Source organism: Rudaea sp. (genome assembly GCF_036383415.1).
GTDB lineage: Bacteria > Pseudomonadota > Gammaproteobacteria > Xanthomonadales > Rhodanobacteraceae > Rudaea.
Map to the genome: position 1 here is coordinate 1 of NZ_DASVOK010000467.1, position 9,100 is coordinate 9,100.

8 protein-coding genes are annotated in these 9,100 nt (G+C 64.9%); 7 read left to right on the plus strand and 1 reads right to left on the minus strand.

Going from position 1 to position 9,100, the window contains the following annotated elements; all coding sequences use genetic code 11:
• On the plus strand, window positions 1-650 hold a 650-nt coding region (locus VF497_RS16935; protein WP_330890906.1), incomplete at its 5' end, for an alpha/beta hydrolase.
• A gap of 19 nt (window positions 651-669) precedes the next feature.
• Here VF497_RS16935 and VF497_RS16940 read toward each other — a convergent pair.
• Window positions 670-3,375, minus strand: a complete 2,706-nt coding sequence (locus VF497_RS16940; protein ID WP_330890908.1) for a M1 family metallopeptidase — start codon at window positions 3,373-3,375, stop codon at window positions 670-672.
• Window positions 3,376-3,581: 206 nt separating this feature from the next.
• Between VF497_RS16940 and ahpC the strand changes: the two genes are divergently transcribed.
• From ahpC to VF497_RS16970, 6 genes are all read left to right on the plus strand, one after another.
• Window positions 3,582-4,145, plus strand: coding sequence for an alkyl hydroperoxide reductase subunit C (gene ahpC, locus VF497_RS16945; RefSeq protein ID WP_330890910.1), 564 nt, complete (start codon window positions 3,582-3,584; stop codon window positions 4,143-4,145).
• A 108-nt stretch (window positions 4,146-4,253) separates the two neighbouring features.
• On the plus strand, window positions 4,254-5,837 hold the full coding sequence (ahpF, locus tag VF497_RS16950; protein WP_330890912.1) for an alkyl hydroperoxide reductase subunit F: 1,584 nt from the start codon (window positions 4,254-4,256) through the stop codon (window positions 5,835-5,837).
• Window positions 5,838-5,954: 117 nt separating this feature from the next.
• Complete coding sequence (gene oxyR / locus VF497_RS16955) at window positions 5,955-6,920, plus strand: DNA-binding transcriptional regulator OxyR (protein ID WP_330890916.1); 966 nt, start codon at window positions 5,955-5,957, stop codon at window positions 6,918-6,920.
• A complete protein-coding gene (locus VF497_RS16960; protein WP_330890918.1) occupies window positions 6,920-8,335 on the plus strand; it encodes a PLP-dependent aminotransferase family protein in 1,416 nt (471 codons plus the stop codon). The genes oxyR and VF497_RS16960 overlap by 1 nt, the downstream gene beginning before the upstream one ends.
• Before the next feature lie 132 nt (window positions 8,336-8,467).
• On the plus strand, window positions 8,468-8,677 hold the full coding sequence (locus tag VF497_RS16965; RefSeq protein ID WP_330890920.1) for a twin transmembrane helix small protein: 210 nt from the start codon (window positions 8,468-8,470) through the stop codon (window positions 8,675-8,677).
• A gap of 5 nt (window positions 8,678-8,682) precedes the next feature.
• On the plus strand, window positions 8,683-9,100 hold a 418-nt coding region (locus VF497_RS16970; RefSeq protein ID WP_330890922.1), incomplete at its 3' end, for a c-type cytochrome.

The window sequence follows — 9,100 nt, forward strand, 5'->3', positions numbered from 1 at the left end:
GCCGAGCAGGCGCAATGGTGTATCGACGCTGGTACCGCTACGTCGGCGAAGCGCTGGCCAGCCAGGGTATCGTCGTGGTCATACCGGACTACCGCAAATTCCCCGACGTGCGCTTCCCCGAGTTCATGATCGATGCAGCAAATGCGACAAAGTGGACTTTTGCGCATGCCGCGGAATTCGGCGGCGACGCGCGCCGCATCTTCGTCGCCGGCCATTCCGCCGGCGGTCACATCGCCGCCCTGCTCGCCTGCGACAAGCGCTATCTTGCCAAGGTCGACCTCATCCCGCGCGACCTCGCCGGCATGATCGGCCTCGCCGGCGCCTACGCGTTCCTGCCCTACGTCGAAGACGAGGCGGAGATCTTCGGCGACGATGCCGAAGGGCGCTACGATTCGCAGCCGATCAACTTCGTCGACGGCGACGAGCCGCCGATGCTGCTGCTGCAAGGCCTCGACGACGACGAAGTAATGCCGAACAACGCCGAGGCCATGGCCGAGCGCGCGCAGGCGATGGACGGCACCGCCGTGCTCAAGCTCTACCGCGACACCGACCACGGCGACCTGCTCCTCGCGCTCGCGCGCGGGCGCGCGGGCAAGCCGCCGGTGATGCGCGACATCCTCGATTTCGTCGCCAAGCCGCCGAGTCGCTAGTCCCCTCTCGGCGCGGACATCAGCGCGTCGGGTGCGCCTCCGCCCACTGCGCCAACGCCTTGGTGCCGACGTGTTCGCGCAGCGCGCCGCAGGTGCCGACGCCTTCGAGCGACTGAGCGAGCTTGCGTTCGCCGCCGAGCATCTCCTTGATCCGCGGCGCGAACCATTCGCGCATTTCCTCACCGGAATCCTTGCTGCAGCGCCCGGCGCCCGCGAGGCCGATCGCGAGCGACTGGTGCGAATCCGGCAGGCGCTTGCGCAGCGTGTCGAAATTCGGCTTGAGCCAGTTCCAGAAGCCGGCGCGGTTTTCCTCTTCGCCGACGTTGCTGTAGTAGAGGTACTGGATCTCGCCGACGGCGACCGCTGGAGTCAATCCATAGTTGCGCGCGTCCTCGCCAAGCTTTGCATCGTGTGTCGCCGCCAGCGCGGCGAGCAGTTCGTAGCGTTGCTTGGTCTGCGTGTTGGTCTTCAACTCTTGCTGCACGGCCTTGTAAGCGGCCTCGCCGGAATCCTGCACGGCGACCTTGAGCGCAACGCCGCGGACGTCCGGATCGAGTTTGCCGAGGTCGACCTTGCCGCCATCGAGGCCGAGCGCGGCGCGCGCCTCGCCATTGAGTTGCGCGCGCAGGTCCTTGTCGCGCACGGTCAGCGCGAGCAGATCGACGAGGCCGAGACGCAGGCGCGTGGTCGCATCGCCGTCGTTCGGGCGCTTGTGCAGGCCGAGTTCCTTGAGGCGCGACGCGTACAGCGATTTCGCGTAGGCGTCGAGCGCCGGGCGCGTCGCGTCGGTGGCAAGATGCTCGCGGATCCACTCGAACGAGCCGACCAGCGCGGTGGCGATCTGCGGGCTGTCCGACGAGGCCAGCGCCGGCATCGCGTCGAGCACGACTTCGGGGCCGATCGCGCCCTGCTCGAAGGCGCTGGAAATCGCGTCGGCGTAGACCAGTTGCTCGGCCGGCGCGAGATCCTCGGCCTGTCGCGTCAGCGCGGTGAAATCGCCCTTGTCGAGCGAGAAACGGTAGTAACCAGAAGCATCGGCATTCGGCATTACCCATTGTGCGCAGTCGCTATTGAGAGCGAACGTCTGCTTAGGCTTGTCGAGAAGGAAACACTGTCGACTCACCTTGCCGTTACTTGAAAAGCGCGTACAAACCGGAATTTGCCACTGCGGGTTGCTTTGATCGAGCACGCCATAGGGCAAATAACGCGATTGGCTCAGTTCGAGTGTTTCCTTGCCGCTATCTCCAACTTTGATGCACTTCAACTCAGCATGCACGAGTGGCAAACCCGGCTGGTCGAGAAAGCTGCGCATCGCTTTCGCCAAGGTCTCGCCCTTGCCGCTGACGCGCGCGATCGTCGCAATGAGATCATCCGAATTGCCGCTGCCGAACTTGTGCTTGGCAAGATAATCGCGCATCGCTTCGCGGTAGACGTCCTCGCCGACCCATTCCTCGAACATGCGCAGCACGGCCGCGCCCTTCTGGTAGGTGATGCCGTCGAACGCATTTTCGATGTCGCCCTGGTCCTTGATCGGCTGGCGGATCTTGCGCGCGGACAACTGGCTGTCGCTGTTCATCGCGCGCAGCGTGCCTTCGAGGCGCGACAGGTCGCCGAGATACTCGGGCTTCAGCGCAACGGTGGCCTTGCCCTGCGCCCAGGTCGCGAAAGCTTCGTTGAGCCAGATGTCGTCCCACCACGGCACGGTGACGAGATCGCCGAACCACTGATGCGCGACCTCGTGCGCGTTGACGTTGAAGCTCGAACGGTAGCTCGACGCCGGCGACTTGGCATCGATGCGCAACAGCACGTCGCGGTAGACGATGATGCCCGCGTTCTCCATCGCGCCAGCGGAGAAGTCCGGCGCGCCGACGAGGTCGAGCTTGTCGAACGGATATGGCTGCTGCGTGTATTCCTCGTAGTACTTCACCGTCTCCGGGGTCTGCTCGAGTATCCACTTGAGCTGCGGCCCGGTACCGCGCGGACCGACGCCGCGCAGCGGCAGCGCGTTCTTGCGCACCGAATTGGCCGGGATCGTCGGGCCGTCAACCACGTCCCACGGCCCGACCGCGAGCGCGATGAGGTAGGTCGGCAGCGGCTCGGTTCGCGCAAAAACGGTCGTTTTCCACTTTTTGTCAGGGGATTCCGAATACCCGATTTGTTGCGTGTTCGCGAGCACGGCTTCGTCTTTGGGCACAGTCAGCGTGATGTCGAACGGCGTCTTGAAGCGCGGCTCGTCGAACGAGGGGAACGCATAGCGCGCGCTGATCGCTTCCATCTGCGAAGTCACGTAGGCGTCGTCGCCGACCTTGACCTTGTAGATGCCCTGCAGCTTGGCGTTGAACGGCGCCGAGTAGTCGAAGGCCAGCTCGATGTCCTGCGCGGGCAGCGTGGCGCCGAACGCGACCTCGGCAACGCCCGAGGAATCGCGCAGAGTCAGCTTCGCGTCGTGCGCCTTGCCCTTGGCGTCGGTGACCACGGCCTTGGCGACATCGAGTTCGCGCGCATGCAGCCAGACGTGATCGGTCGGCTTGGCGAGCTTGACCTTGATGCGCACATGGCCGTTGAAACGATCGGCTTTCGGATCGATCTTCAGGTCGAGCGCGTAAGCCAGCGGTTTGGCATCGTCGGGCAGCTTGCCGGTGGGCACCGTTTCGGCCGCAACGGCCACTCGCGACAGCAATGCGGCTGTCATCGCCGCGGCAAACAATCCGCTCGTCATGCGCATGATCTGGAATCTCCAACGGTAAACCTTGGAGTCAAGCACGATCCATGCGGCCGCGGCAACCGCCACAAGTCATCCGTTCCGTGCGATCCACTTTTCGATAGTTTTTATCAATCGAAATGTTGTGATAAATCAATTTTACAAATATCGTGCACCGCACTAAAGTGCACGACGTTCCCCCTTCACCACCAACCCAAAGGAAGCAAGCGATGTCGCTTATCAACACCCCCGTCCAGCCGTTCAAGGCGCAGGCGTTCCACAACGGCAAGTTCGAAGAAGTCACCGATCAGTCCATCAAGGGCAAGTGGTCGGTGTTCATGTTCCTGCCGGCGGCCTTCACCTTCAACTGCCCGACGGAGATCGAGGATTCAGCCGACAACTACGCCGAGTTCCAGAAGCTCAACACCGAGATTTACGTCGTCTCGACCGACACGCATTTCGCGCACAAGGTCTGGCACGAAACCTCGCCGGCGGTCGGCAAGGCCCAGTTCTACCTCATCGGCGATCCGACGCACGCGTTGTCGAAGGCGTTCGACGTGTTGATCCCGGAAGAAGGCCTCGCCCTGCGCGGCACCTTCGTCATCAATCCGGACGGCGTGATCAAGACCGCTGAAATCAATTCCAACGAGATCGCGCGCGACGTCAGCGAGACGCTGCGCAAGCTCAAGGCCGCGCAGTACACCGCCGCGCACCCGGGTGAAGTCTGCCCGGCGAAGTGGAAGGAAGGCGCGAAGACGCTGAAGCCGTCGCTCGATCTGGTCGGCAAGATCTGATCTTCGCGCCCACTCTGCAACATCTGCAACACCCCGGGCGCGAGCTGCGCCCGGGCTTTCCCAGACGACACTTTGGCGAAAATCACGAACAGCAGCGGAACCACGGTAATGCTCGACAACGACATCAAATCCCAGCTTCAAGGCCATTTCGCCAATATCACGCGACCGGTCGAAATCATCGCCGCGCTCGACGACGGCGAGAAATCGCAGGAATTGCGCGAGCTGTTGAACGACATCACGAGCCTGTCGCCACGGTTCAAGCTCGTCGAGCACGCCGAGCCCGGCATTCGCACGCCTTCATTCGCACTGACCACACCGGGTCAGGATATCCACCTGCGCTTCTCCGGCATTCCGATGGGCCACGAGTTCACGTCGCTGATCCTCGCCTTGCTTCAGGTTGGCGGTCATCCGTCGAAGCTGTCGCCTGAAACGATAGAACAGATCCGTAGCCTCGACGGCGAATACAAGTTCGAGACCTACGTGTCGCTGAGTTGCCAGAACTGCCCCGACGTGGTGCAGGCGCTGAACCTGATGGCGACGATCAATCCGCGCATCGGCGTGGAGATGATCGAAGGCGGCACGTTCGAGCAGGAAGTCGCGGAGAAGCAGATTCTCTCCGTGCCCGCGATCTTTCTCAACGGCGAGGAATTCGGCCAGGGCCGCATGGGTGTCGAGGAAATTCTCGCCAAGCTCGACACGGGCACGGATGCGCGCGAAGCCGAGAAGTTAGATGCGCGCGCGCCCTACGACGTGCTCGTCGTCGGCGGCGGCCCCGCGGGTGCAGCAGCCGCGATCTACGCCGCGCGCAAGGGCATCCGCACCGGCGTCGTCGCCGAGCGCTTCGGCGGCCAGGTGCTCGACACGATGGAGATCGCCAACTTCATCTCGGTCACCCACACCGAAGGTCCGCAGTTCGCGGTCGCGCTCGAAGAGCACGTGAAGGACTACGAAGTCGACATCATGAATCGCCAGCGTGCGGACAAGCTCGTCGCGAACGGCGATCTTGTCGAGGTCAAGCTCGCCAACGGCGCGACTTTGAAGTCGAAGACGATCGTGCTCGCCACCGGCGCACGCTGGCGCAACATGAACGTACCCGGCGAAACCGAATACCGCACCAAGGGCGTGACCTACTGCCCGCACTGCGACGGCCCGCTGTTCAAGGGCAAGCGCGTCGCCGTGATCGGCGGCGGCAACTCGGGCATCGAGGCGGCGATCGATCTCGCCGGCGTCGTCGCCCACGTGACCGTGCTCGAATTCGATTCCAAGCTGCGCGCCGACGAAGTGCTGCAGCGCAAGCTGCGCAGCCTGGCGAATGTCGACGTGATCCTCAGCGCGCAGACCACCGAAGTGCTCGGCGACGGCAGCAAGGTCACCGGTCTCAAGTTCACCGACCGCACCAATGGCGAGTCGCGCGAACTCGAACTTGCCGGCGTGTTCGTGCAGATCGGTTTGCTGCCGAACACGGATTTCCTCAAAGGCACGCTGGCGCTGTCGCCGCGCGGTGAAGTCGAAATCGACGCACACGGCCGCACCTCGATGCCCGGCGTGTTCGCCGCGGGCGATGCGACGACGACGCCGTTCAAGCAGATCGTCATCGCTGCGGGCGAAGGCGCGAAGGCGGCGCTGTCGGCGTTCGATTATCTGATCCGCGCGCCGATCGCCGATGCCTCCGCGGAAAAAATCGCGGCGTAAGATATGCTCGTCATGCCGGCATGGATTGCCGGCATCCAGACCGCATGGACACCATTACGGATTCAAGGCTGCCTTCCTCGGCACGGATACCGGCAGCGTCTGCAGGAATGACCGCGAATGAACCTGCGTGACTTGAGTTATCTCGTCTCCCTTGCCGAACACAAACACTTCGGCCGCGCCGCGGCGGCCAGCTTCGTCAGCCAGCCGACCTTGTCGACGCAGATCAAGAAGCTCGAGGACGAGCTCGGCGTCGCCCTGGTCGAGCGCACGCCGCGCAAGGTGCTGCTGACCGAAGCGGGCAAGGAGATTGTCGCGCGCGCGCGTGGGGTGTTGACCGAAGTCGAGCAGATCAAGGCGATCGCGCGGCGTACGATCGATCCCGAATCGGGCACGCTGCGCCTCGGCATCTTTCCGACGCTCGGTCCCTACCTGCTGCCGCATGTCGTGCCGCAGGCGCGCACGCGCTTTCCGCGTCTGGAACTTCTGCTCGTCGAGGAAAAAACCGACGCGCTGCTCAAGCAACTGCGTGAAGGCCGGCTCGATGCCGCCGTGCTCGCCGAACCGATCCACGACGATCAGTTGCATGCGGAGTTCCTGTTCGAAGAGCCGTTCCTGCTCGCCGTGCCCGAGCACCACGAACTCGCCAAGCGCAAGACGCTCAAGCTCGACGACCTTTCCGACCAGAGCCTGCTGCTGCTCGAGGACGGCCACTGTCTGCGCGACCAGGCGCTCGAAGTCTGCGAGCTGTCGGGGGCGAGCGAGAAATCCGGCTTTCGCGCGACCAGTCTGGAGACGCTGCGCCAGATGGTCGCGGCGAACGTCGGCGTAACGCTGCTGCCGACGCTCGCGGTGAAGCCGCCCGTGGCGCGCTCGGAGAACATCCACCTCGTCCAGTTCCGCGGCCACGCGCCGAGCCGGCGCATCGCGATGTTCTGGCGCAAGAGCTCGGCACTCGCGCCATTCCTGAAGAAGTTCGCCGGCGTATTTCGCGAATTGCCGCGCGCGCTGCTCGACCCGCATGCACTGCCGCCGACCGCGGCGACGCCGGCACCTGCGCCACGCACGCGATCGCGTCGTCATTGATGAAGCGCTACGCCGCACTCGCCGACGAGATCGGCACGGCGATCCGAACCGGCACGTTGCGCGCGGGCGACCGCCTGCCGTCGGTGCGCATCGCTGCGGCGAGCCACGGCGTCAATCCCGCGACCGTGTTCCAGGCCTACTACCTGCTCGAGGCGCGCGGACTCGTGCGTGCTCGCGCGCGCTCGGGCTACTTCGTGGCCGACGGTGGAAAGCCGGCGCCCAAGGCGCTCGAAGCAGCATCGGAGCCGGACAGCGAATCGGTCGAAGTCGATGTGTCCGAACGCGTGTTCGCAATCCTCGAGGCGACGACGAAGCGCGAAGTCGTGCCGTTCGGTTCGGCATTCCCCTCGCCGCAGCTGTTTCCGCTGCAGCGCCTGGCGAAGACGCTGGCGACGACGGTGCAGAAGCTCGATCCGCGCGTCAGCGTCGAATACCTGATCCAGGGCAATGCGCAGCTGCGCCGCCAGATCGCGCGCCGCTACGTCGCCGACGGCATCGCGATGCAGGCCGACGATCTCGTCGTCACCAACGGCGCAATGGAGGCGCTCAACCTCTGCCTCACCGCGGTAACGCGACCGGGCGACGCGATCGTGATCGAGTCGCCGACGTTCTACGCCGCGCTGCAGGCGCTCGAACGCCATCGCCTGCGCGCGATCGAGGTGCCGACGCATCCGGGCGAAGGCATCGACCTCGACGCACTCGCTGACGCGCTGAAGCACCAGCGCCCGGCCGCGTGCTGGTTGATGACCAATTTCCAGAACCCGCTCGGCAGCACGATGGGCGAAACGAAGAAGCGCGATCTCGTCGCCCTGCTCGCGCGCCATCGCACGCCACTGATCGAGGACGACGTCTACGGCGAGTTGTACTTCGACGTGCAACGGCCGAAGCCGGCCAAGGCCTTCGATGACGAGGGTTGGGTGCTGCATTGTTCGTCGTTTTCGAAATGTCTCGCGCCCGGCTATCGCATCGGCTGGGCCGCGCCGGGGCGTTTCGTGCACGACATCGCGCGGCTCAAGCTCAGCACCAGCCTCACCGCCTCGGTGCCGGCCGAAGCCGCGCTGGCTGCGTTCCTCGAGCGCGGCGGCTACGACCGGCACCTGCGCCAGTTGCGCGAAGCGCTCGCGCGCCAGCAGCAGGCGATGATCGCGGCGATCGCAAACCATTTCCCCGCGACGACGCGCATCACGCATCCGCGCGGCGGCTATTTCCTCTGGGCGGAACTGGCACAGGGCGTCGACGCGATCGACCTGCACCGGCGCGCACTCGCGCGCAGCATCTCGCTCGCGCCCGGGCCGATCTTCTCCTCGCGTGGCGAATTCACGCGCTGCGTGCGCCTCAACTACGGCGCGCCGTGGGACGAGCGCGCCGAAGAGGCGATGGCTACGCTGGGCAAGTTGATCCAACACCCATCCTGAGCCTCGCACGCTGCGACAAAACGCCTCGCCATGCAGGCGCTGATATGGTCTTTTCCGCCGCAACTGATCGGCCCGCATCGGCGCCGCGCGGGTAAAATGCATCGCGTCGAAAAGGCCATCGGAAAGCCAACCATGTTCGGAAAAATCATCGTCGTCGCAACCCTGCTCGCGATCCTCTACAACCTCGGCGCGGGGCTGTACTTCATGATGGTCGACCACGGTGGCACCGGCCGCACGGTCGGCGCGCTGACGCGACGCATCGGCCTGTCGGTCGCGCTGATCCTGTTCGTGATGCTGTGCATCGCGCTCGGCTGGATCCAGCCGCACGGCGTGAACGGCTGAGCGCGATGCTGCGCCGACTCGCGATCCTGATTGCCCTGCTCGCGCTGGCGTCGTTCGCGCATGCGCAGGAAGCAGACGACTTCGGCGCACGCCTCGCCGCCTGTGCGGCCTGCCACGGCAAGCACGGCGAAGGCGTCCAAGGCGCGGAATACTACCCGCATCTCGCCGGCAAGCCGGCCGGCTATCTGTTCGAGCAACTGAAAGGCTTCCGCGAAGGCCGCCGCGTCAGCACGCAGATGGCCTGGTACGTGCGCTTCGCCGACGATGCTTTCCTGCAACGCATCGCCGACTGGTATGCCGCGCTGCCGCCGCGCACGCGCAGCGCCGACACGGGCGCGGCGCAGTTGACCGAGGAGCGCCGCCGCGTCGCGCAGAATCTCGTCGAGCACGGCGATCCGGCGCACGACGTGCCGGCCTGCAGCG